Source organism: Paracoccus sp. (in: a-proteobacteria), from assembly GCF_032007265.1.
GTDB lineage: Bacteria > Pseudomonadota > Alphaproteobacteria > Rhodobacterales > Rhodobacteraceae > Paracoccus.
In genome coordinates this window covers 1-23,688 of record NZ_DALZMB010000006.1, presented here as the reverse complement: position 1 = coordinate 23,688, position 23,688 = coordinate 1, and the positions used below count along the sequence as shown (strand labels likewise).

22 protein-coding genes are annotated in these 23,688 nt (G+C 60.6%); 5 read left to right on the top strand and 17 right to left on the bottom strand.

What is annotated here, in order from left to right:
* The first annotated feature begins 29 nt into the window (after positions 1-29).
* The 3 genes from RTS12_RS02605 (at position 30) to RTS12_RS02595 (ending at position 3,394) form a co-directional block, all read left to right on the top strand.
* Positions 30-1,829: a Na/Pi cotransporter family protein gene (locus RTS12_RS02605; RefSeq protein WP_312525186.1), complete on the top strand. Its 1,800-nt coding sequence runs from the start codon at positions 30-32 to the stop codon at positions 1,827-1,829.
* A 1,093-nt stretch (positions 1,830-2,922) separates the two neighbouring features.
* Positions 2,923-3,138, top strand: coding sequence for a hypothetical protein (locus RTS12_RS02600; RefSeq protein ID WP_312525184.1), 216 nt, complete (start codon positions 2,923-2,925; stop codon positions 3,136-3,138).
* A gap of 52 nt (positions 3,139-3,190) precedes the next feature.
* Positions 3,191-3,394 carry a hypothetical protein gene (locus tag RTS12_RS02595; protein WP_312525183.1) on the top strand — a complete coding sequence of 68 codons (204 nt, stop codon included), beginning with the start codon at positions 3,191-3,193 and terminating at the stop codon, positions 3,392-3,394.
* 73 nt (positions 3,395-3,467) lie between these two features.
* Here RTS12_RS02595 and RTS12_RS02590 read toward each other — a convergent pair whose 3' ends face one another.
* Complete coding sequence (locus tag RTS12_RS02590; RefSeq protein WP_312525181.1) at positions 3,468-4,394, bottom strand: LysR family transcriptional regulator; 927 nt, start codon at positions 4,392-4,394, stop codon at positions 3,468-3,470.
* A gap of 64 nt (positions 4,395-4,458) precedes the next feature.
* On the opposite strand from RTS12_RS02590, the gene RTS12_RS02585 reads away from it, so the two are divergent.
* Positions 4,459-7,272, top strand: a complete 2,814-nt coding sequence (locus RTS12_RS02585) for an FAD-binding and (Fe-S)-binding domain-containing protein (protein ID WP_312525179.1) — start codon at positions 4,459-4,461, stop codon at positions 7,270-7,272.
* Positions 7,273-7,282: 10 nt separating this feature from the next.
* Here the strand turns inward: RTS12_RS02585 and RTS12_RS02580 are convergent, their stop codons facing one another.
* From RTS12_RS02580 to RTS12_RS02515, 14 genes are all read right to left on the bottom strand, one after another.
* Entirely contained in the window at positions 7,283-8,962 is a 1,680-nt protein-coding gene (locus RTS12_RS02580; RefSeq protein ID WP_312525177.1) for an iron ABC transporter permease, read from the bottom strand.
* 39 nt (positions 8,963-9,001) lie between these two features.
* A complete protein-coding gene (locus tag RTS12_RS02575) occupies positions 9,002-10,027 on the bottom strand; it encodes a Fe(3+) ABC transporter substrate-binding protein (RefSeq protein WP_312525176.1) in 1,026 nt (341 codons plus the stop codon).
* Positions 10,028-10,140: 113 nt separating this feature from the next.
* On the bottom strand, positions 10,141-11,229 hold the full coding sequence (locus tag RTS12_RS02570) for an ABC transporter ATP-binding protein (protein WP_312525174.1): 1,089 nt from the start codon (positions 11,227-11,229) through the stop codon (positions 10,141-10,143).
* Between the two features lie 155 nt (positions 11,230-11,384).
* Positions 11,385-12,578, bottom strand: coding sequence for a hypothetical protein (locus RTS12_RS02565; RefSeq protein WP_312525173.1), 1,194 nt, complete (start codon positions 12,576-12,578; stop codon positions 11,385-11,387).
* Positions 12,572-13,183, bottom strand: coding sequence for a hypothetical protein (locus RTS12_RS02560; RefSeq protein WP_312525172.1), 612 nt, complete (start codon positions 13,181-13,183; stop codon positions 12,572-12,574). Before RTS12_RS02560 ends, RTS12_RS02565 begins: the two co-directional genes overlap by 7 nt.
* Complete coding sequence (locus RTS12_RS02555) at positions 13,180-14,049, bottom strand: VWA domain-containing protein (protein ID WP_312525171.1); 870 nt, start codon at positions 14,047-14,049, stop codon at positions 13,180-13,182. The genes RTS12_RS02560 and RTS12_RS02555 overlap by 4 nt, the downstream gene beginning before the upstream one ends.
* On the bottom strand, positions 14,046-14,972 hold the full coding sequence (locus RTS12_RS02550) for a VWA domain-containing protein (RefSeq protein ID WP_312525170.1): 927 nt from the start codon (positions 14,970-14,972) through the stop codon (positions 14,046-14,048). Before RTS12_RS02550 ends, RTS12_RS02555 begins: the two co-directional genes overlap by 4 nt.
* Positions 14,969-15,298 (bottom strand): hypothetical protein, encoded by a 330-nt coding sequence (locus RTS12_RS02545; protein WP_312525169.1) that lies wholly within the window; start codon positions 15,296-15,298, stop codon positions 14,969-14,971. The genes RTS12_RS02550 and RTS12_RS02545 overlap by 4 nt, the downstream gene beginning before the upstream one ends.
* On the bottom strand, positions 15,295-16,188 hold the full coding sequence (locus RTS12_RS02540) for a DUF58 domain-containing protein (RefSeq protein WP_312525167.1): 894 nt from the start codon (positions 16,186-16,188) through the stop codon (positions 15,295-15,297). Before RTS12_RS02540 ends, RTS12_RS02545 begins: the two co-directional genes overlap by 4 nt.
* Positions 16,182-17,144 (bottom strand): AAA family ATPase, encoded by a 963-nt coding sequence (locus RTS12_RS02535; protein WP_312525165.1) that lies wholly within the window; start codon positions 17,142-17,144, stop codon positions 16,182-16,184. Before RTS12_RS02535 ends, RTS12_RS02540 begins: the two co-directional genes overlap by 7 nt.
* Before the next feature lie 139 nt (positions 17,145-17,283).
* A complete protein-coding gene (locus RTS12_RS02530; protein ID WP_312525163.1) occupies positions 17,284-17,925 on the bottom strand; it encodes an ankyrin repeat domain-containing protein in 642 nt (213 codons plus the stop codon).
* 85 nt (positions 17,926-18,010) lie between these two features.
* Positions 18,011-19,300, bottom strand: coding sequence for a sorbosone dehydrogenase family protein (locus tag RTS12_RS02525; RefSeq protein WP_312525161.1), 1,290 nt, complete (start codon positions 19,298-19,300; stop codon positions 18,011-18,013).
* 50 nt (positions 19,301-19,350) lie between these two features.
* On the bottom strand, positions 19,351-20,082 hold the full coding sequence (locus tag RTS12_RS02520; RefSeq protein WP_312525159.1) for a FadR/GntR family transcriptional regulator: 732 nt from the start codon (positions 20,080-20,082) through the stop codon (positions 19,351-19,353).
* 42 nt (positions 20,083-20,124) lie between these two features.
* Entirely contained in the window at positions 20,125-20,856 is a 732-nt protein-coding gene (locus RTS12_RS02515) for a FadR/GntR family transcriptional regulator (RefSeq protein ID WP_312525157.1), read from the bottom strand.
* Between the two features lie 220 nt (positions 20,857-21,076).
* Between RTS12_RS02515 and gloA the strand changes: the two genes are divergently transcribed.
* Complete coding sequence (gloA, locus tag RTS12_RS02510; protein ID WP_312525155.1) at positions 21,077-21,490, top strand: lactoylglutathione lyase; 414 nt, start codon at positions 21,077-21,079, stop codon at positions 21,488-21,490.
* Positions 21,491-21,573: 83 nt separating this feature from the next.
* Here gloA and RTS12_RS02505 read toward each other — a convergent pair whose 3' ends face one another.
* Positions 21,574-22,536 carry an ABC transporter permease gene (locus tag RTS12_RS02505; protein WP_312525153.1) on the bottom strand — a complete coding sequence of 321 codons (963 nt, stop codon included), beginning with the start codon at positions 22,534-22,536 and terminating at the stop codon, positions 21,574-21,576.
* Positions 22,537-22,549: 13 nt separating this feature from the next.
* A partial coding sequence (locus RTS12_RS02500; protein WP_312525151.1) for a sugar ABC transporter ATP-binding protein occupies positions 22,550-23,688 on the bottom strand: 1,139 nt, incomplete at its 5' end.

Below are 23,688 nucleotides of genomic sequence, written 5' to 3'. Positions count from 1 at the left end.
CTGCTATTGCTGAGGTTACCGATCGTTTTGTGACAGCCTATACGATGGCACCGGCACGGGGCTTGCTGCAGTCATACGAAATTCTTGCACTGCTGTGCAACAACTGTCACGATATGCTTGAACCGGACGAAGATCCGCCCGGTAGGGGGGATGCCGTGGCGTCGACGATTCAACTTATCGACCTGCTTGGGGCGGTGGCGCTGCTGCTGTGGGGGCTTGATCTGATTAAAACCGGGGTGCTCGCGGCCTTTGGCAGTGGCCTGCGGCAATGGCTGGCGCGCGGCACGCGCACCCGTCTAAGCGCGGCCTTTTGGGGCTTCATGGCGACATTGGGGCTGCAATCAAGCACCGCGACCGCCGTTCTGATCGCCTCATTCACCGCGCGCGATCTTGTGCGCCCGCGGATGGCGCAAGCTATGATGCTTGGCGCGAACCTTGGCACGGCGGTGGTGACTGTGATCCTGTCAAGCGATCTGCATTGGCTTGGAAGCGTGTTGATCCTGACTGGCGTCTGGTTGTCCAAGGGCAGCGGGACCGAAAAGTCACGCGCGATCGGCCGCGCGGTGCTTGGGCTGGGGCTGATGTTGCTGGCGCTGCAATTGCTGGGCGCGGTGACAGCGCCCCTGCGTGCGGCCCCCACTGTCGCGACCGTGCTGGCGGCCCTTGCGGATGCGCCGGTGATCGCGGTGATCGTGGCGGCAGGGCTGGCGGTGCTTGGCTCGTCCAGCCTGGCGGTCGTGGTCTTGATCATGATGCTTGCGGCGGCGGGCGTCGTCGGACCAGAGCTGGCGTTGACGCTTGTGGCTGGGGCCAATCTGGGCGGCGCGGTGCCGCCTTTCCTTGCGGTTCAGGGCGAGGGGGTCGCGGCGCGACGCCTGACGCTGGCCAATCTTATCGTGCGTGCAAGCGGTGCGCTGGCCGTCGTGATTTTCGCGGCACCGCTGGCGCGCGGGCTGGCCAATCTTACGCAGGATCCGGGCAATCTTGTGGTGTTGGCGCATCTTTCATTCAATCTGGCGCTGCTCGTGATCTTTCTTCCGATCCTTGATGGGGTCGGCCGTCTGGCCACACGCCTGCTGCCGATGCAAGAGAACGAGGACCGCGCCGCGCCAAGCTATCTCGACGATAGCCTGCTTAGCTTGCCAGAAATGGCACTGGCGGTTGCGGCGCGCGAGGCGCTTCGCTTGGGCGATGTCACCGGAGCCATGCTTGGGCGCGCGCGCGATGTGCTGACCACCGGCGATGAGGCAGCGATCGCCGCGATTGCCGGGCTGGAACAAGAGGTTGACGGACTTCATGAGGCGATCAAGCTTTACGTCGCCCGCCTGAACCCTAGCGCGCTGACACCGCAAGAAGAAAGGCGCGCACAAGAGATCATGTCCTATGCGATCAACCTTGAACATGTCGGTGATATCGTCAATCGCGGTCTGGCCGCGATCGCAGCCAAGAAGGCGCGCAAAAAGCTGAGTTTCTCGGATGAGGGCCTGACCGAACTGACCGGATTTTTTGACCACACCCGCGAGAACCTGGAGCTGTCACAGGCCATTTTCCTGTCGCGCGATCCGCATCTGGCGCGACGGCTGATTGATCGAAAGCTTGGCAGCCGCAAACTTGAAGCGCAATCCGCCGCGCTCCATCTTGAGCGGGTGCGTGAGGGACGGACCCAAGCGATCGAGACCAGCGCGATCCACCTTGACCTTCTACGAGACCTCAAACGGATCAATGCACACCTTGCCTCGGTGGCCTATCCGATCATGGAGGAGTTGGGCGAGTTGCGCGAAACCCGGCTGTCCGAACCCGGCGCAGTCGCGCGGCCTGCTGTCCAATGACGGCCGGAACCAGACGCACCAGCTGTCTGGCGATCAACCAGGCAACCCGGGCAAGCGCTTTGCGCGCAGCCGTGTCGCTGGCAGTTTACGCGAGACTATCTCGGAACAGCCACAGCTTTGGATCGCACGACGCGGCCTGATCGGCTGCGGAACTGTTTGTTTGATCATCGAAGTGATCCTGTTGGCGTTCCAAGCCCCGGCAAAAGTGACGCGGTTCGCGAGAAGGATCGCATCAATAGGCCTTGCATGGCAGTAGACATCAAGCGCAAGAGGATAGCCCGCAGTCGTGACAAACCCATGAGCACTAGGTTGCACTGCAACCGCAAATTAACGTCAGCGGACGCGGACAAGGGCGGAGGACTGCGACAGATAAGTGCCGCATATATTACATAAGACGGATTACTAACACAATTTAGAGGTGCGGGTGGCTCTGGACATATCGCGGCCAAGGCCGACAGGGAAAGTCGCCACACTGTCTTGTTTCGCGATAATAATCGCCGCTCACAGGCAATCGCGAACAGTTTGATGGCGCGGGTGCCCCAACCTGACCGCAAGAGCCTGTCATACACTCCCGGCACGGGTGTGCGTACAGGCAAGTTGGGACGCGAACCTTGCGCGCAGGCCTGCTTTTTGATCGGCAGGCGCCGTCACAGAATTTAAGCGTTGCAATCACCACGCGAAGGATCCGGCGCTGTCTGCTAGAGCCCTCAATGTGAATTTTCTGGCGCCCCCAGTTTCGGGCGACAGCAGAATATAAGACACCAGCGCATCTAAGAAGCATTAGGCATTCTCAGTCCCGGCTGTGTAAGGTGCTTCAAGGCGTGCCATGCATTCGCATTTGCAAAACCTTTGGCCAAGACTTGCACCCTGTGGATTGCCGCCAAAATCATGAAACTCAAGGGTTCAGCCCATCTAGACGCAGGGATTGATCCGCTCATTTGCCGGTTTTGCGCGCCTGTTACGGCACTGTTTCAAGGCTGTGGCAAGGGTCCAGACGTCGCGGTTTGGCCTGCTTTGGCATGGCTGCACCGCCGTGACCTTTCTGTCGGCCGAGTTTTCGGCTATAAGCCCCCCTCACCTATGGAGAGATCTTTTGACCATCGAAACGCCTATTCTCAACTTTTCCTGCCCCGCCTGCGGTGAAAACCCCGCGACGATCAACCTGCCAGACGACTGGACCCATGAAAGCATTGCGCATTGCAACAAATGCGGGGTCAGCTTTGGCAAATACGGGGAAATTTCTGAACGGATAAGGCAGGCACAAGAAATCGAGGGGCGTCGTCCTGCTGCAGGCGCGCTTGCATCATAATCAGCCAATCGCGTTGATATGTTGAATATTGCCCACCTTTCTAAGGTGGGCAATGCAGCATCGTTATTGGATCACGCAAAAGCTGTACCATTCGCGGCAGCCATTATCGTTGCATCCTGACACGGCCAAAACAGCAAGAAATATCAACAGGCTACGTGAGCGCCTGCGGCTGGATGCTTGGATAGAAAATCTGTCTGCTGCAATCGTCGTCATCGTCGAGAACCCTATCGTCTTGCGCAAATTCGCCCAATGCTGATGACGCTTTGCGCCGCTCGCGCCTTGCAAATGAGCCTAAAGCTTAGGTTGAGCCCACTTGGGCGAGGCATCAGTCAAGTCGCATCCTCAGATATTTCACCCAGACCCAGCAAGGTGATAAATCGCCGCGCGGCATGAGAAATGGGCCGTTTGGATGGGGTAATCAACGAAATGCGCCGCTCAAGCCGCAGATCGCCTATGGGCAGAAAAACCAGGCCCGGATCTTCGAAAATCGTCACAGCATTGCGCGGCAAAAGCGCTATCCCGACGCCGGATCGGATCAGGCAGAGCTGACCGAAGGTCGAATGGGCGCGCAACGTTCCACCCTTATAGCGCTCTGGCAGCAAGGGATCGGCGCGCAAAAGCCGGGCCGTGCCGGTATCATCATCAAGGTGGATCAGCTCGGCGGGCTCGATATCGCTAAGCTGTATCTGGCTATCACGGCGCGCCAAAGCATGCCCCGCATGGACAGCTAACCCAAATGGGTCGGTTGCGATCTGGGTCAACTCAAGCAAGGGCGAGGCACCCGCATAGCCCCCAACCGCAAGATCCAACGTGCCCTCGATCACCATTTGAGCCAGCTTTTCCGCAGGGCTGTCGTGAATGCCAATTGAAATGGCCGGGTGGTCGTGACGAAACTGCCGGATCGCCGGGGCCACCCAAGTTGCAATTGCCGAGGGCGAGGCGCCCACATTCAGGCGACCGCGTGCCAGATCGCTTGCCTCATGCAATCGCTCTAGCGCCAGATCCAATTGCTGCAACGCAGGCTGGGCATCGCTTAGGAAAGCGTGCCCCTCGGGCGTCAGCACGGGCGGGCGCATCCGGCGGTCAAACAGCGCAATGCCTGCCGCATCCTCCAGCTGGCGAATGACCTCGCTTAATGCCGAGGGCACAATTCCCAGCTGATCGGCCGCGCGCGCAAATGATCCCTCTTGGGCGACAGCCTGAAGGGCGCGCAAGTGGCGCAGGTTAATATTCGTATTTTGCGAATTTATCTTCATTATATTCTATTTTTACGATGCATCATTCTGTGGTTCAAGTATGGGCCTTACTTGGATTATCCGGATGACCGATCTTTATGACGAACTGGCCACGGCCCTTCGCAGCGCAGGCGTGCTGGGCGAAATCGAAACCGACCGCGCATTGCGCGCGGCGATGTCGACGGATAATTCGATCTATCAAATCACCCCCGATCTGATCGTCGCCCCGATCGACGGTATGGATATTGTCCGCCTGCTGCGGGTTTTGGCGCAGCCGCGCTTTTCCGAAATTGCCCTGACAGCCCGCGGCGGTGGGACCGGCACGAATGGCCAAAGCCTGAACCGGGGCGTCATCCTTGATCTGCGCCGGCATATGACCCGGGTTATAGACATCAACGAAGAGGAGGGCTGGGCCGATGTTCAGCCCGGCGTGGTGCTGGATGCGCTCAATGAGGTCTTGCGCCCCAAGGGCTGGTTTTTTGCGCCCGAAACCTCGACCTCGTCGCGATGCACGATTGGCGGCATGGTCTCGACCGATGCTTCTGGCAAGGGATCGCGCATATACGGCAAGACATCGGACAATATTCTGGGCTTGGAAATCGCGCATGCAGAAGGGCTGATCTCTAGCCTGGGGCAAGCCCCGCACTGGGCGCAGCCGATGCTGGATCAGGCCAGGGTTGCGGCATATGCCGGCCGCGAGGCCTTTATTGCCGCAACGCCACGCCTTAATCGCCGCTTTACCGGATATGACCTAGAGCGCGCCTGCCCCGAGACTGGCGGGTTCGAATGGTGGCGTCTCTTTTTGGGGGCAGAGGGCACTTTGGGGCCCATCACCTCGATCCGCGTCAAATTGCGCCGGATCGAACCGCAAAAGCGCCTGATCGTCGCGGGCTTCGCAACCTTCCGGGATGCCTTGGCCGCGGCAAGCCCGCTGCTTGCCGATGATCCGACGGCAGTGGAGGTGATGGATGAATGGGTTCAGGAATTGGCATCCAAAGCGGGCATCCTGAACCGCCTTCCCGCCAACCTGCGCCCCAACGGCCCGGTGGCCTATGTGTTCATCGAATTCAATGGCCATGATCCGGTCGAGATCGAGGGCCGAGTAAAGACCTGCATGGCGCGCCTGACCAAGTTGCAAGGGCAAATCGCGCTGCATCAGGCCCGCGATCTGGCCGAAATCCGCGAGCTATGGGCGATCCGTTCGGCAGGGGTTGGGCTTTTGGGCAAGGTCGAGGGGGATGCCCGGCCCATCGCCTTTGTCGAAGATTGCGTCGTGCCGCCCGAAAACCTGCCCGCATTCATCGATGACTTTCTGGCGGTCCTTGCAAAGAACGGCTTGGGATTTGGCATTTACGGCCATGTGGATGTCGGCTGCCTGCATATTCGGCCTGCGCTGAATATCGATACCTCTGCGGATCGCGACAGATTGGTTGCTGTCTCGGATGCGATCTTTGCACTTACGCGCAAACATGGCGGCATTTTCTGGGGCGAGCACGGCAAGGGGATGCGCGGTGCCTATCTGCCAGAATGGATCGGCGCCCCAGCCTATGACGCGCTGCGTCAGGTCAAACAGGCATTTGATCCGGGTGAAAAATTCAATCCGGGTAAGCTGGTCAGCCTGAAAAAGCCCCTGATGGGGATCGCAACAACCCCGTTTCGTCGCTTTAACACGCATTCCGATGACCCGCTGGATAAGGCATTTCGCTGCAATGGGAACGCCCAATGCCTAAGCTATCAGGCGGCAACACCGATCTGTCCTTCGTTCAAAGCGACAGGCGATCTGCGCCAATCGCCAAAGGGGCGGGCGGATGCATTGCGCGCGTGGCATCTGGCCCGCGAGGCTGGTCAGGAACAGGACATCACTCCAGATCTGCTTGCTGCCCTTGATGGCTGTCTGGGCTGCAAGGCTTGCGCCTCGACCTGCCCGGTTCAGGTCGATATTCCCAGCATGCGCAGCGCCTTTTATGCCCAACATTACCGCAAGGCGCGCCGCCCCCTGCCCGACCGGCTGGTGCTTATGGGCGAGCGCCTTAGCCCAACGATCCAGCGCTTTGCCCGCCTCTTGCGGCCGTTTTGGCCCCTTGGCCGCCGGATCGGCGCGCGGCTTTTGGATGCGGTCGATCTGCCCAAATCACTTGCGCGCCCTTTGCCCCGTTCTGTGATGGTGAGCGCAGCAGAGCTGAGCGGGCCTTTGCCCGAAAACACCGTCTTGCTGGTGCAGGACTGGTTTACCGCGCTGTTTGACGATGCTTTGGCCCGCGACGCGCTCGTGGCATTTCGCGCGCTCGGTTATCATCCGCTAATCGTGCCGATGCACCCCGCTGGCAAGGCTGCGCTCAATATGGGGGCGATGGCCGAGTTTCAGGAAATGGCGGAGCAGTTGATGCGCCTTTTAAGGCAGGCAGGCGCAAGCGGACGGCCCTTGATCGGACTTGATCCGGCCTTTGTGATGATGCTGCGCCAGGACTATCCCAAGGCGGGCTTTAGGCCGCCGCGCGTCGATTTGCCCCAAGAATTTCTGGCAAATGAGATCAGAAAATCCCGGCCATTCCCTCAGATCGCTCAGGACTTTGCGCCCCAGATCATGTCCCATTGCACCGAAGCCTCTGCCCTGCCCCAAACGGGTCACCTTTGGGTCGAGGTATTTCAGGCGCTTGGGGTCAGCGCGACGGCAAAGGCCAGCGGATGTTGTGGGATGGCGGGTCTTTTTGGCCACCAAAACCGACACCAGCCGGTCTCGAGGCGCCTTTACAATCTATCATGGCGTGCCACCGTTGCCACAGACAGACCCGATGCACCCGTCTTGGCAAGCGGATTTTCCTGTCGCTGCCAGGCCAAGCGGCTTGGCAGCCAAAGCTTGAGCCATCCATTATCGCAGATCGCCAAGGCCTTGGCCTGACAGGCGGATTTCAGGCGCCCGGCTCGGTCCGTCCGATCCGGGCCAGCAAGATCACCGGCAAGATACCGACGGCAACAATGGCCAAAGCAGCAATGGCTGCTTCCTCATAGGTGCCGCGCGCGGCCTCGCCATAAAGATGGGTGGCCAGGGTTTCGAAGTTAAGCGGGCGCAGCAAAAGCGTGGCCGATAGCTCTTTCATGCAATCGACAAAGACCAGCAGTCCCGCCGCCGCAATTGCCGCCTTGGACAAGGGCAGATGCACATCGCGAAACGTGCCGCTAAGCCCCCGGCCAAGCGTGCGCGACGCCTGATCATAGCTGCGTGGAATGCGGGTCAAGCCCGCCTCGACCGAGCCGACTGATATCGCGAGAAAACGCACAAGATAGGCATAGCCAAGCGCGATCCCCGAGCCGATCAACACAAGCCCGGTCGATACCCCAAACCAATCCTGCGCGCTGCGGTCAATCAGCCGATCAAAGCTTGCAGCAGCGATCAGCACGCCAAGCGCAAGAACCGTTCCCGGCATGGCATATCCCACCGTCGCCCCACGCTGGATCATGGCCATACCACGCGCAGGATAGGCGCGGGCTGCAAAGGCGATGATCAGCCCACAAATCAGCACTGCCGCAGTTGCCAGCGCAGAAATTGCAAATGTATTGCGCGCCTCTTGCAGCAGCTTGACCGAGATGCCGGCGAATTGAAATCGCGTCCATGCTTCAAGCGCCAAAAAGCCGGCCGGGATCAGAAAGCCGAAAAGAACCGGTAAAAATCCAAGGGCAAATGCCAGCGCCCCTGCCCTTTTCCCCAGCGGCTTGGGCGCAAAACTGCGAGCGCGTTGGGCACTGATGCTGTATCGCTGGCGCCTGCGCGCCCATCTTTCAAGCGAGATCAGCGCGATCACCAAAACGATCATCGCCAAAGCGATCTGCGCAGCCCCCGGCAGGTCCGAGCGGGTGACCCATGTCGTGTAAATCGAAATCGTCAATGAACGCACCCCCAGAAACTCGGAGGCACCGATGTCATTGAGCGTTTCCATCAACGCCAGGCTGACGCCAACCGCGATCGCGGGGCGCGCCAAAGGTGCCGCGACACGCCAAAAGATATGGCGTTGCGCGATGCCAAGGGTTCGCGCGGCCTCGACCAGATTGGCGGCCTGGGTCATGAACATCGCCCGCGTGGGCAGATAGACATAGGGATAAAGCACCAGGCTAAGCAGGATGATCGCACCCGGCATCGAGCGAATATCGGGCAATCGAAACTGGCGCGGGCTGTCATATCCCAGCAGATCACGCAGCGCCGATTGTACCGGCCCCAGCGGATGCAGCAGATCCAGATAGGCATAGGCCACGATATAGGTGGGCACCGCCAAAGGCAGCAAAAGCGCCCATTCCAGAAAGCGCCGCCCCCGGAACTCATAAGCGGTCACAAGCCAGGCGCTGGCAGTGCCGATCGCCGCGACCAGCACACCAACCCCCGCCATCAAGATCGCGCTTTGCCCCAAAGCATGGGGCAAAACATAGGCCAAAAGATGCGACCACAGCCCGTCCGAGCCCTGCGCGGCCTGCCAGATCAGCGCCACCATCGGCACCATCACCAATGCCGCGATCAGCACAGACGCATAAAGCCAAACCCCACCGCCATTGCGGAAGGGTTTGGTCAGCTTACGGGATTTACTTACGACTGAACTCATCAGGTTTCAGGCATCTGCCCGATCCGGCAGGTTTGCCAATCAGTTATCGAAACCAACTTTATCAACCAGTTCGCTGGCCTCTTTGCGGTTTTTGACAATGTCGGTCAGCGGCACCGGATCGACTTTAAGCTCGCCGAAGGACGCGATGATCGGGTCGATGGTTGCGGCCGGGTTCACCGGATATTCGAAATTGGCCTCGCCATAGATCTTTTGTGCTTCGTCCGAGGCCAGGAATTCGATCAGCTTGACTGCTTCAGCCTGGTTGGGGGCATGTTTGGCAACGGCTGCACCGCTGATGTTCACATGCGTGCCACCATCCTTGAAGGTGGGCAGCACGACATTGATCGCATCGCCCCAGGCCCGCTGTTCGTCCCCGCCCTTGCCCGAGCGCATCAGCCCGACATAATACGAGTTTGCGACGGCAATATCGCAGATCCCGCCCAGAATATCCTTGGCACCGTCGCGATCACCGCCGCCCGCCTGCCGTGCCAGATTGGCTTTGACGCCGGTCAGCCATGCCTCGGTTTCAGCGGCATCATGATGGCTGAGAAAGGCCGAGATCAGCGCGGTGTTATACGGGTGCTGGCCCGAGCGGATACAGATCTTGCCCTTCCACTTCGGGTCGGCCAAGTCCTCATAGGTCATGCTCGCCAATTCGATATCCTTGGCGGCATAGATCACACGGGCGCGCATCGACAAAGCAAACCACTGATTGCCCGGATCGCGCAGGTTCTCGGGGATGGCTTTGGTCAGCACTTCGGATTCGACGGGCTGGGTCAGGCCTTTGTCGACCAGATCGGCCAGATTGCCGACATCAACGGCCATCAACACATCGGCGGGCGAGCTTTCGCCCTCGGATGCGACACGCTCGGCCAGACCGTCTTTCAGAAAGACCGTATTGACCTTGATCCCGGTTGATGTGGTGAACGCATCAAGCAGCGGCTCGACCAGACCCGGCTCGCGCGAGGTGTAAAGGTTCAGCTCCTGAGCAGCCAAGCTACCCGCGCTTGCGGCCAGGACGGTGCCTGCCAGAAAAAGTTGCGACAGTTTGCGGTCAATCTTCATTTTGCGGTCTTTCGTCTGGAAGGCCTGGGTAATGTTCCCACATTCGCAGCAAGTCTTGAGGTAGTTTATCTTTTTAATCAAGTTTGAATTTACTGCGGCAAGTTGACGCAGTTTCAACGATCTGCCTGCTCGAAAAGATGGACCTGTGCGCCATTCAACCGCAATCCGACACGCGCACCGACCGGCATGGGGATGCGCACATGGCTATGCATGCGCAATGCCTCGCCCAAGGGATGGACCAGCAGGTCAATCTGCTCGCTTTCTCCGATAAAGGTCTTGGCAAGAATACGTGCTGAAATGCCCTCACCATCCGGGCCTAGCGAAAGCGCCTGAGGTCGGATGCAGGCAAAGGCCAAAGTGCCCTCGGCCAAGGCAAGATCGCCGGAAAAGCGACCAATCGGGGTTTCCAAAGCCCCTTTGCTCCAGATCCCGGTCAGGCGATTGCACGGGCCCATGAATTCGGCAGCATAGGCCGAGCGTGGGTTGTCGTAGATGTCAAAGGGCGTTCCGGTCTGCTCGATTCGCCCGTCGCGCATCAACACGATCAGATGCCCGACCGCCAAGGCCTCTTGTGGATCATGGGTGACGATGATCGCAGTCGCGCCAAGACTGTGAAGCGTCTCGACGGTCTCTCGGCGAACTTTTTCGCGCAGGCCCTGATCAAGGTTCGAAAAAGGTTCATCCATCAACAAGATCTTGGGCTTTGGCGCCAAGGCACGGGCCAAGGCCACGCGCTGTTGCTCGCCACCCGACAACGAATGGGGATAGCGCGTCAACAAATGCGCGATCCCGATGCGCGCGGCCAGATCACTGATGCGGCTGCTGCGTTCGGCCTTTGACAGGCCGTGCAAACCAAAACCAAGGTTTTCCGCCACGCTAAGATGCGGGAAAAGCGCGTAGTCCTGAAACATGAAACCGATCTTGCGATTTTCAGGTTCGGTAAAGGCGCCAGGGCCAACGATCTGTGCGCCATCCATCAAGATCCGCCCACCATCGGGCTGATCCACCCCGGCGATCAAGCGCAGAAGGGTTGATTTTCCGCAGCCGGATTCGCCCAGCAAACAGGTAATCTGGCCTGCCGGAACCGAGAGCGAGATCCGGGACAGGACCTCACGGTCACCAAAGCGGCGCACCAGCTCGATCAGTTCCAAAGCGGGGCGGGCCGCCACCTCGGCGGGGGCTTGGGGATGGGTCAAGGGCATTCTCGCTTTCCGCCCGTCAGGCCGCTGGTATCGTCTGGGCCGGGGTGATGGCACAAACCTGTACACCGCCCTTTAACGTCGAAGGCAATCATGCGTCCAGAGATCTGTCCTAGATTTGTATTCTAGGCATGGCACGCTGTCATGACGGACGGGTGCTAATGTCCTGCCTTTAACGGCCTTGTCTTGCGCAAAAGACGCGAAACAAAGCGCTGTGCGTCAAAAGGCCGATGATCGCTGTCAGCGCCATAGATGCGCTGGTTCAGCTCATACAGCGCATTGACATCAAAGGTTTTTCCGCGCTTTTGATCATAGGCCAGAAAATCGCTTGCCGCGTGAAGCAGCGCCGCCAAATCGCCACTTTGCGCCGCTTGTTGCACCTGTCGCCGATAGGGATTGGGGGTCAGCCGCCACAGTCGAGCCTTAAGATTGCGCCAACCGTCGCGGCCAATACCCCAGCCTTGCAACGCCACCAGCATGGCCACAAGGGCACCGCCCGCGACCAGCGCCCCAGACCATAGGCCCACTTGGGCGGGTGGGCGGGCAGCGCCGCTAATATTGTCACCGTAGCCGCCATAACCGATCTGGACCGGCAAGGTGACGGCACCCCGCATCTCGCGGATCAGCGTGTTAAACCACGGGAACTGGATCGGCATCAGTGCCCCCATTTCGCCCGTATGTGGACGCATGCTCCATTCCCAGATGACGACCGCCACCGGCCCCTCTGCGGTCAGGCGAGTTTCGCGGATCTCGGGGGCGGTAAAGGTGATCAGCCAAGGTTCGCGGATTTCCGGCCGGGGCGGCAGCAGATGCGCCATCGTCCCCTCGGCCTTCAGCGTGATGCGGCGAATAAAGGTCTCATCCGAACGAAGGTTGGCCGGATCCTCGGAAAACTCGTCCTGAACGGTGAAGTGTCGCGCGGCCAAAGGGCGGCCCGCGCCGGGATAGGGCGTGACCGACAAAGATACCGATGGGGCTGTAACATCATAGGTTGGGCGCGTCATCCCCTCGGCCTTGGTCAGGTGATGGGTAACAGGACCGATGGTCAGCGTTCCGGGAAGGCGCGGAAAAAGCGCAATGCGACGCTCGAAAACCCCGACCAATTTGCCGTCGACCCGCTCTTGCGCCCAACGGTCGCGCGCGGTCTGAATCCAGTCGTAGCTGGGCGAATCCGGGAAAGTAATCGTGGACAGCGAAATCGCCCCGTCATATTCGCCCCGGATCGTGACAGGGATCATTTCGCCAACGACGGGCTTCATCTCGGGGATGATCAGGCGCAGGCTGTCTTTGGCGCTGACGGGTGCTGCACTGAAGAATGCAAGCATGACCCAGAACAGAAAACGGATCACCATGGTTCGACCTCGCGCGGGCGGATCAGCCCCTGCCCGGCCCGGCGGTCATATTCCGCCTTCAGCCGCAACTTTAGAAATTCGCCGGGATCATCCGAGATAGTAGCCAGCCATTCATCGCTGGCGACGATGCCGCGCGCCTCGATTTTGCGCTGCCATTCGGGCTCTTGGGCGCCAGCGGCATTCAGCATGATTTGCGGCGCGCCCTCGCCGCCGCCATGGCCCATAATGCGGCCGGGCACGATGCTTTCGCCCTGATGTGGCGGGAACATTGCCTTGACCAGATCCCGGTTTTGGCGCGCCTCAGCATCGGCGGGATTAACAAAGATCACGGCATCGAAATAGGCAACCGAAAGGGGATATTCCCCCAATGCTGCAAGGCTGAGCCCGCGGTTGAAGGTCTGGCTGCGACCGGCCTGCGCAAATTCCGCGTCAGCGCGGGCAAAATCGCCGGCGCGAAAATGAGCGATCCCCTTTTCGACCGGTCCGGACAGCAAAGGCGCAGCAATCCCCGGCGCGCCCGCCAAAAGCGCCAGCCGTCCCAAGGCCTGAGGCCCCGCGACGACAAGGCAGGCCAGCGCCAGCACCAAGGGCAAAACCCGCCTCATGCCTGCCTCCGAAAGAAGGGGATCAGGCTGATCAGGGCCAAAAGCGCAAACCAAGGACCCAGATCGCGATATTGCAAAGCGGTCAATGCATCGTCGCGGGCAAGGCCCGAACTCACCAAGGCGCGTTTAATCGGGGCGGGGGCGTCAAAGGTGCTGACGGGGCCGTTCAGGAACTCGGGCAAGACCTCGGGGGTGCCAGGAGGATTGCCCGGAACAATCAGCGCTGATACCCGGACCCCCGCCGATGAAAGGCGCGCGGCCTCGGCGCGGGCGGCGCTATCAAAGCCGCCACCATCGGTGATCAGAACCAGATCGGCGCGTTTCAATCCCGCCAACATCTGCGCGGCCATGGCCATCGCGCCGGCCGGACGGCTGCCCTCATCGGGCATGGTGTGTGCGTCCAGCACCGAGATCTGACTTTCCAAAGTGGCCGGATCCGCCGTCGGCGCCGCGACCCAATAGGCCTCGGACGTATAAAGGATCAGCCCAACCGGGCGGCCCGCCAAGCTTCCCAACAGGCCCGCAGCCGCAGCCTGCGCATCGGCCAATCCCGGCCCTTGCGCGACCGAGGGGGACATATCCACGGCGATAATCACCGCATCGCTTTGCGCAAAAACCGGGGCATCAGCGCGCGGAATCGCCGGACCAGCCAGACCAAGGGCCAAAAACGCAGCCCCGATCAGCGGCAAAAATCCCTGCAAACCCGCACCGGCACCCAATTGGCCCAAAGCAATCAACCCAGCTCGCATCTGCGGGCTGATAATGCTTTGCCAGCCCCCCGCATCGGGGCCACGCCGCCACAATATCACAGCCAAAGCCAGCAAGATCACAAGGCTTAAAAGCCACCAGGGCCGCAGCAAAATCATCTGCGCCTCCAGGCGATCAAGGCCAGAACCAACAGCGCTAGGGCCGCCGGCCAGTGCCATAAGGATTGCCAATAACGCATCGGCGGGCGGGCTGAGGGGCTGGGCTCTAACTGGTCAAGGGTTGCGGCCATGGCCAAAAGATCTTCCATCCCGCGGACACGAAAGCTGGTGCCATGGCTGATATCCGCGACGCCGCGCAAGGTTTTGGTATCTACCGCATCGCGCGATTTCGGCTGGTTCTCAAGATCCTCGGGCCCCAAAGCGATCGTGTGGATGCGGATGCCATGTTCTGCGGCCAAACGCGCAACATCCAGTGCGGGAACTTTGCCCGAAGTATCGACCCCATCGGACAGCAAAACCACCACGCGGCTTGGGGCCTCGCTTTGGCTAAGCCGTTTCATCGCAAGCCCCAGCCCGTCCGATATGGCCGTAGCGCGCCCTGAAATGCCGATCTGCGCCTCGTCGATGGCGTGGGCGACGGCCTCGACGTCAAAGGTCAGGGGTTGGGCGAAATAGGCGCGCTCTCCAAAGATCACTAGGCCGATCCGGTCGCCTTTGCGTGCCGCCACAAACCGCGACGCCACGCGCTTCACCGCGTCCAGGCGCGAGATGGCTTGGCCATCAAGCTGGAAATCCTCTTTCAGCATGCTGCCGGACAGGTCGATCGTCAGAACGATATCGCGGCCTGAAACCGGCAAAAGATCACTTTGACGGCTGATTTGTGGTCCTGCCAATGCCAGCACCAAAAGTCCCCATGCCAGCGCAGGCAACAAGATGTTACGCGCGGCACCTCGTTCGGCGGTCAAATGGGTGAAAACATGCGCCGGGACCAACAGCCCCCCCCGGGGGGCGGATGGCGGCAAGAAGCGCAAAAGCAAAGCCAGTGGCAAAAGCACAAAGGCCAATGGGAAGGCAAAGCTCATTTACCGCCCCGCGCCAGTCTTTCGATCTGATCATCTGGGGGAACCGGCGCGGCACCGTAAGCGGCGGGGCGCAAAGCTTTGGGTAGATATCCCAATAGCCGAGCGATGGCCAATAGCCGCTCTTGCCCCTCCAGACCGCGGGTGGCGCGGATCATGGCGCGCGATGACGGACGACGCGTCAGAAACGGTGACGAAAGCCAGATGATCAAAGACCCGAGCAGCAGCCCCAAACCCACCAGCGCCAACATTTCGCGCCAATCCAGCGTCAAAAGCGGGGGGGGAAGGCGGCTGGGTGAAAGGGCGGCAAGCAGTTCTTCTTGGCTCATGGGGCTTGCTCATCGGGGGCGACGCTGAAGGCGGCAAGCCCAAGCCCGCGCAGATGCGTCAGCAGGGGCAACGCATCATAGGGGGTCAGGCGACCGTGGCGGGTGCTGTGGCCATGGCGCACAGTCACGACATTCGAGGGTGGCGCGGTTTCTGCGGGATCCAGGATCACATGCACGGCCATCGCGCGGCCCTTGGCCAGTCGCAGCAGCCCTGGCTCGGCACCGTCCAACCCGTCCGGACCGGTTGCAAGATGGATCTGCCCGCCGGGCGGGGTCATTTGCAAAGCTTGCGCCAAGGCCGGGGCAAGCCCCCCCTCGGTCCCTGTTTCAAGGCCACGACCGTGGCTGGCTCGCGCCAATGCCCCATCATGGGCCTGAGCAAGCAGCGCAGCCACCGATTGCATCTGAACGGCCCCGGTGCCGGCGTTGACGGTCTGCATCCCCTGATCGCCCACGGCCATCACTGCAACCGAGCCGCCGCGCGCCACCGCTTGCCAGCCGATCTGCGCCAGCAACCTTGCACTGCGCACCGAACGCAGCGCCGTGCCCGTTCCCCACAGCATCGCATGGCGGAAATCGGCAACCAAAAGCGTGGTGTCATCGCGATCTTCGTGAAAGCTGCGCACATGAAGCTGGCCCGTGCGCGCCGTGGCCGCCGGATCGATGCGCCGCATATCGTCACCATCCGAAAAGGCGCGGATCTCGCGCAGATCCATGCCCTGCCCGGCAACGCGCGCGGCAATTGCGCCAGGACGACGGCTTGCGGGCCTTTGACGGCTGGAATGCGGGGCGGGGCGCAAAGCAATCAGTTCCGCCGCGCTTAGACGCAAGCCGGGGTGATCAAGCGCCGGGGCAATCGTCGTACGAGTAGCGCCTTTGGCGACTACCACGGCCGGACCTGGGACAGAACCTCGGCGACCAGACTGCGGCCGCTGCGGCCGTCACTGACGGCCTGCCAATTGGGCACAAGGCGATGCGCCAAGGCGTCTTCGGCCAGATCCTCGACATCTTCGGGCAAAGCGTGATCGCGGCCATGCAGCCAGGCACGCGCCTTGGCTGCACTTGCAAGCGCCAAGGTCCCGCGCGGCGATACCGGATGTTCAACCCATTGCGCAACGGCGCCGCCGCTGCGCGTTGCCATGACCAGCCGCACGATGAAATCCTTAAGCGCGGGTGCCAGATGCACCGCCGCCACCGCAGCACGCGCTGCATGCAGGTCGCTTTCCGCGATGATCGACACGGCCGTTTCGGGCGCAGAAAGGGCCTCGGCCTCGACCAGATCCAAGATGGCGCGCTCGGATTCTGCGCCGGGCAGGTCAAGAAACAGATGCAGCAAAAAGCGGTCCATCTGTGCTTCGGGCAGGGGAAAGGTCCCCTCATGCTCGATCGGGTTCTGGGTCGCGACAACCATGAACGGATCGGGCAAGGCGCGGGTCACGCCACCGGTGGTGATCTGATGTTCGGCCATGGCCTCTAGCAGGGCCGATTGAACCTTGGGAGGCGCGCGGTTGATTTCATCGACCAGCACCAAAGAATGAAACAACGGACCGGGCACAAAATCAAAGCCCCCGGTTTCAACGCGAAAGATCTGCGTACCGGTCAAATCAGACGGCAAAAGATCGGGCGTGCATTGGATACGTGCATGTTTGCCCGGAAGGTGGCTGGCCAAGCGCTTGACCGCGCGGGTCTTGGCGATGCCAGGTGGCCCCTCGAGCAGCACATGCCCCCCCGCCAGAAGCGCGATGACCAATCGCTCGGCCATGCGCTGATGCCCGATCAGCCCCGCTGCGACGTCTTGTACCAGCCGTCCGACGGGATGGTCCGAAATCCTATCCTGATGTGTCATCCTGCTCTCCCTCAACGCTAGGTTCATGCGCTTGAGGGTGGAAGCCAATGAAATCACGGCAATCTCAGACGTTTGTCGTAAACCCTGAAGATTGCGCCACGCCCGTTGCTTGGCCAGAGCAGGCAGGACGAAAACAGTGCTATTTGCCCGCGTTTGCTGCTTCAATCAGCGTCACCATCTTGGTAAAGCCGCGCGCACGTGCATGCTGAAGCGGGGTGACGCCTTCGAAATCAGCAATGCTCGGATCAGCCCCTCCGGCCAGCAAGGTCGCGACGATCTGTTGATAGACCGGGCTGCCATCGGTCAGAATGATCGCCTCGAGAAGGGCGGTCCAGCCAAGATCATTGACGTGATTGGGGTCCACCCCAGCGGCAAGCAGCATTTCCACTGCCGGAAGATGGCCCTTTTCGGCGGCTGGGATCAAAGCTGTCCCGCCAAAGCGATTGGTGCTTTTCAGATCCGCACCATGCGCCAGGATCAGCCGCAAAATATCTGTGCGTCCCTGCGCCCCGGCAACCAGATAGGGGCTGTCTTTGATCTGATCGAATGCGTTCACATCCGCACCGGCATCGATCAGCAGCGTTGCGGCGGCAAGATCGTTTTTCCAGACGGCGACCAACAAAGCGGTCTGGCCCTTGGCATTGCGCGCCTCAAGTGGCTCGTGCGCAGCCAGTGCTTTGCTCAGCTGGCCATGATCCCCTGCCTCGACAGCCCCAATCACCGAGGCCTGTGCCCCATTCAACGCCATGATCATCACCCCTGTCAGAATTGCCAGCCGCATTGCCCGTGCCCCGTCTTGCATCGCTCGTGCCGCGCAGTTTAGCACGCGGACTGATCAAACCTGTCACAGGGCACTGGCGATTGCATCAAGCCGCGCTGACCCGCCAGATCACATCCCCGACATCATCGGCCATCAGCAAAGACGCCCGATCCGGCCCGATCGCCACGCCGACGGGGCGGCCATAGGCGAATTTCTCATCCGGAGACAGGAAATCGGTCAGAATATCGCGCGGTGGCCCCGAGGGTTGACCATTCTCGAACGGCACGAAAATCAAGCGATAGCCGCTAAGGATTGAGCGGTTCCACGAACCGTGCTGGCCAATGACCATGCCGTCCGGAAAGCCGGGCAAGGTGCCCGCTGGCATCCAGCACAGCCCCAACGAGGCCGTGTGCCCGCCAAGCGCGTAATCTGGCGTGATCGCGCTGGCCACCATGGCGCTGTCTTGGGGCACGCGATCATCAACGGTTTGCCCCCAATAGCAGAAGGGCCAGCCGTAAAAGCCACCGTCCCGCACCGAGGTCAGGTAATCAGGAGGGGTTTCATCGCCCAAACCGTCGCGTTCGTTCACGACCGTCCACAAGGCTCCGGTTTGCGGCTGCCAGGCCATGCCGACCGCATTTCGCAACCCCGAGGCAAACACGCGCGAGGCCCCGCTTGGCAGGTCCAGCTCCCAAATCGTGGCGCGCCCCTCTTCGACCGCCATGCCCTGATCGGCGATATTGGTCAGCGAGCCGACACCGGCATAAAGTTTGGTTTGGTCCGGCGACACGATCAGGCTGCGCGTCCAGTGACCTCCGGGCTGAAAATCAAGCAACCTGCGGCCCGGCGCAGTGATGCGTGTCGCCCCCGTTTCATAGGGAAAGGCCACGATGCCATCGGTATTGCCGACGTAAAAAGTATTCCCCACAAGCGCCATGCCAAAGGGCTGGTTCTGCCCCTCTAGAAACAGCTCGCGTTGCTCGGCCACCCCATCGCCGTCCTTGTCGCGCCACAAAGTGATGCGATTGGCACTGGTGCCAATGGCCCGCGCGCGGCGCATCGTGGCCTGCGTCGCATGGTCCATCAAACTCTTGGGGTTTCCGGGCTTTTCCTTGGATTCCGCCACCAGCACATCGCCATTGGGCAAAACCTCGATCCAGCGCGGGTGATCCAGACCCGAGGCAAAGGCATTGACCTTAAGCCCCGCGGCCGCACGCGGCAGATGACCCGGTGCCCAGCCTTTTGCGGTTGGCATTTTCAGGGTCATGATCCCTTGCTTTTTCGCATCGGGAATAGTGGGGGTGCGGCCCATCGCTTGCTGACGCGGTGAATGTCCACGCCGAAGCATCACCATCATATCCCCAACCAAAGCAGTTGCGCGCGCCATAAAATCCATGATCAGCCTCGGTCCTTTCGGTCTGGTTCACTCGATAAGATTGCCCTGCATCAGCCGCTCTCGAAAGGGGACAGCTGCCGCAAAAGCGCAAAGCGGCGGGCGCTGCGGTCAAGGTGATTGCGCAGAGCCTTGCTGGCAGCCTTGTCGTTTCCCTCTTGGATCGCAAGGAAAAGCGCCAGATGTTCCTTGCGCACGCGGCTGTGGTGGCGCTGGCGTTCAGCCGGGCTCATATGCGCGTGGCTGGACCATTGGCGCGGAATCATCGCGCCGCCGAACGTGTCGAAAAGCCGGGTGAAATACGGATTTTGCGTGGCCGCCAGAATGGCGCGATGAAAAGCGTAATCTTCCTGCGCGCCGTTCTCGCCTGCGGCAATCGCGGTATCCAGTGCGTCCAGGCATTGCTCCATTGCGGCCAGATCGCTGGGTGTACGGCGCTGCGCGGCGATGCTGGCTGCCTCGGCCTCGACGCCAAGGCGCAATTCAAGCACGCGAAGCACCTCGTCAATCGAGTCCAGATCAGCGGATGTGATCGAGAAAGTGCGCGGCAGCGGTTCTGTCGCGACAAAGGCACCCAGCCCCTGCCTTGTCGTGATCAGCCCCTTGGCACGCAGCGTGGCCAAAGCCTCGCGCACGATGGTCCGGCTTACGCCCGCGGACTCCATCAGCACCTGCTCGGTAGGTAGCCTCTGCCCCGGCTTCAGATCACCGCTTTCGATACGGGCCAATAAAGCATTGACCAGTTCGCTGCGCAGGTTTGAGGTCTGGGAAAGGTACTTGAACATGCTGTGCCTTTTCTTTCTGAGCACGCCACGGAATTTGCGCGATCACTCTTCCTTGCCATCCAGTCCCAACCCGTCAAGTCCCAGCCGGGTCGCCGCCAGGCGCAGATGGCCCGCCATGGCACGGCGTGCGGCCGGTGCCGCGCCGATGCCAATCGCGTCCAAGATGGCATTATGTTCAGCCAGCGTGTTGGTTGCCAGCTCTTCCGAGGCGCGCTGATGGCCCGAGGCAAGAATGCTTTCGCGCACCTTTTCAGCCACGACCGTCAGAAACTGCACGATCAGATCATTACCCGTCGCCCGCGCAATCGCCTGATGAAACTCTAGATCGCCCTGCAGCCATGCGACGCTGCCGTAAGGTGCGGCGCGCATGGCTGCCACGGCCAGTTTCATCGCCTCAAGGTCTTGCGGGGTGGCCCGCTGCGCGGCCAGACCTGCCCCCTCGACCTCGAGGATGCCGCGCAATTCGAACAGCGAGCGATAGGCCTCGCCTTCGGCTGCCATGTTCAGATCGACCGTCAGCACCGAGGTATCTGCCTCGTCCGACACAAAGGCACCGCGACCTTGCCGGGTCCAGACCCGCCCCTCGGACCGAAGCCGCGCAATCGCCTCTCGGATGACATTGCGGCTGACACCAAAGGTTTTCGACAGCTGCAACTCGGTGGGCAACTGATCGCCAGCCTTAAGCCGCCCCTGCGCGATCTCTCGGGTGATCGAGCTTGCAACCAGCGTCGACAGATGCGGCCCGCGATCGACCTTATCCAATTTGAGCGACATCTGATTTCCTTTTCTGCAAGAGCAAGGCCACCGTCCCAGCCCCGTCAGCTGCCGAAGACTGATCTTGTCCGGCAGCGTTCGGGATAGTTCTGGACATTTTGTCCGATGACATGGTTATCATACAACACTGGCTGTTAACTTCAAGGTGGCGCCGCAAGACCGGGCGTCATTATCACCATAAACAAACGTATAAACAGTATCTTACGCGAGGATATTCGGAATGAGTGTCGGGACTGCAAAATTTCGTATGATGCATGTAATGATCCGAGTCCTGGATTTGGACCGTTCCATCGACTTCTATACCAAGCTTCTGGGAATGCAGCTTCTGCGCCGCGAGGACTTTCCGGGCGGCAAATTTACCAATGCCTTTGTCGGCTATGGCCCCGAGGAAAGCGATACTGTGGTTGAGCTGACCCACAACTGGGGCCGCGAGGAACCCTATGAGCTGGGGACAGGGTTTGGTCATCTGGCACTGGGTGTGCACGACATCTATGCCGTTTGTGACGCCTTGGCTGCCCAAGGGGCCAAGATCCCGCGTCCTCCGGGACCGATGCTGCATGGCACGACGCATATCGCCTTTATCGAGGATCCCGATGGCTACAAGATCGAGCTGATCGGCTTGGATACCATGTAATCCCGCTGGCCATTCATTCGCGCTTTGTCGGGCAAGGCCGCGCAGGGTTGCGCGGCCTTGTTCATGGGCCGCGCGGGCCGCGGTCATTTGATTACTGCGATTTTGCTGCGGTCGATAGTAATGGCCACGGCAAGGATCAAAACCGCGCCAAAGACAACGTTTTCCGCAAAGATATTCACGCCCACAAAGGTCATGCCCATCCGCACGATGGCAATGATCAGCGCACCGATGGCGGTGCGGCCAATCCCCCCCATGCCGCCGGTAATCGCCGTCCCGCCAACGATCACCGCGGCAATGGCGGGTAACAGCAGCTGGTTGGCCAGATTGGGTGAGCCACTGGAAAGGCGCGCGGCCAAAACCACCCCAGCAATGGCAGCCAATGTCCCCGATACGGCGAAGGCGGTGATCTTGACGCGATCGACCCTGATGCCGGCGGCGATCGCTGCGGGCTCGCCTGCCCCAACCGCCAAGCTATGGCGCCCAAAAGAGGTATAGCGCATTGCCAGATAAACCCCCGCCCCCAGCAGAGCCGAGATCCAAAGCACCACCGGCAACCCAAGAAAGGTGCCGTTGATCCATGCGGTATAGGCGCGGCCCTCGGCCTCGATGGTGATGGCACGTCCGTCAGCAAACCAAAGCGCTATTCCGGCAACCACGCCCCCTGTGGCCAAAGTGGCCACGAATGAGGGCACTTTGAGTTTGACATGAACCACACCGCTAATGATGCCGAACACCAACCCCGATAGGATCGCGGCCGGAAAGGCCAGCACACCGATCGTGGGTAAAAGCTGTGCGAGGATCACACTTGAAAGCGAGGCAATCGATTGAATAGAAAGGTCAATTCCGCCAATCAAGATGACGCAAGTTACCCCCGCCGCAAGCAAGAACAGCACAGCCGTATTCGACATGAGAAGCAAAAGCGTCTCGCGCGTCAGAAAGCCGGGGGCCGCGACCCCGATCATTAGCACCAGGATGACAAGTAGAGCGGGGGGAACGGCGGCGGTGAGCCAACCTGACGAGAAAGCGGTCTGAAAGGTATTCTTCATCATAATCCCCCACTCAAACCATGGCGCGTACAAGATCGACCTGATCGGGTTTTTTGCCCGGGGCCGCGTCGAATTCCGCCGTCACCGCGCCGTCACGCATCACCAAGACGCGATGTGACAGACCGATGGTTTCCTCGAGCGTATCCGAGATCAGCAAGACGGCGACGCCTTGTGCCGACAACTCGCGGACCAGCTCATAGACCTCTTCCTTGGCGCCGACATCCAAGCCGCGCGTAGGGTGATCCAGAATAAGGATGCGCGATCCCGCCGTCATCCAGCGCGCAAGCACCACCTTTTGCTGATTTCCCCCCGATAGCTTTCGGCAGGCGATGTCGGGCCCGGGTGCCTTGATGCGCAAGCGCTGGATCCACTCGCTGGCCAATTTGCGTTCGCGACCGTAGTCGATCAGCCCGTGACGCATCACCGGCGACAGGTCGGGTAATGTGATATTTTCGGCAATCGACAGAAACATCACCAACCCCTCGACCCGCCTTTCGCGCGGGACATAGCCTATACCGCGCCGCACGGCATCGCCGGGATTTTGGAAATGGACATCCTCTCCTTTGATGGTCAGGCGGCCTTCGCTGCAAGGCAGAAAGCCACCGATTGCGCGGGTGACCTCTTCGCGGCCCGAACCGACGACACCCGCGATGCCGACGATTTCACCGGCACGGATCTGCAGATCGACGGCGTGAAAGGCCCCGGCATGGCCAAGCTGATGGGCATCCACCACGATCTCGCTTTGGGGTGGCAACTGGCGGTCTTCTTTATAATAGCTTGATTGCAGCCCCCGTCCGACCATGATCTCGTGCAGCTCGGGCCCGCTGACCGCGTTGGCATTATGTTCAGCTACGACCTCGCCATCCTTCATGGTGTAAACCCGGTCCGAGATGGCCAGAACCTCGTCCAGACGATGCGAGACAAAGACGAAACTGGCACGCGATTTCAGCGAGCGCACGCGCTTGAACAGCACGTCAATGTCATGTCCATTCAGCACCGATGTCGGCTCGTCCAGCAAAATCACCAACGGCCGCGAGACGGTTTCCTCTAGTGTCAACGCCTTGGCCAGCTCGACCATCTGGCGCGCCGCAAATGAAAGGTCGCTGGTCCGTGCGGTGACGTCGATCTCGACACCGATCTTATCCAATTGGC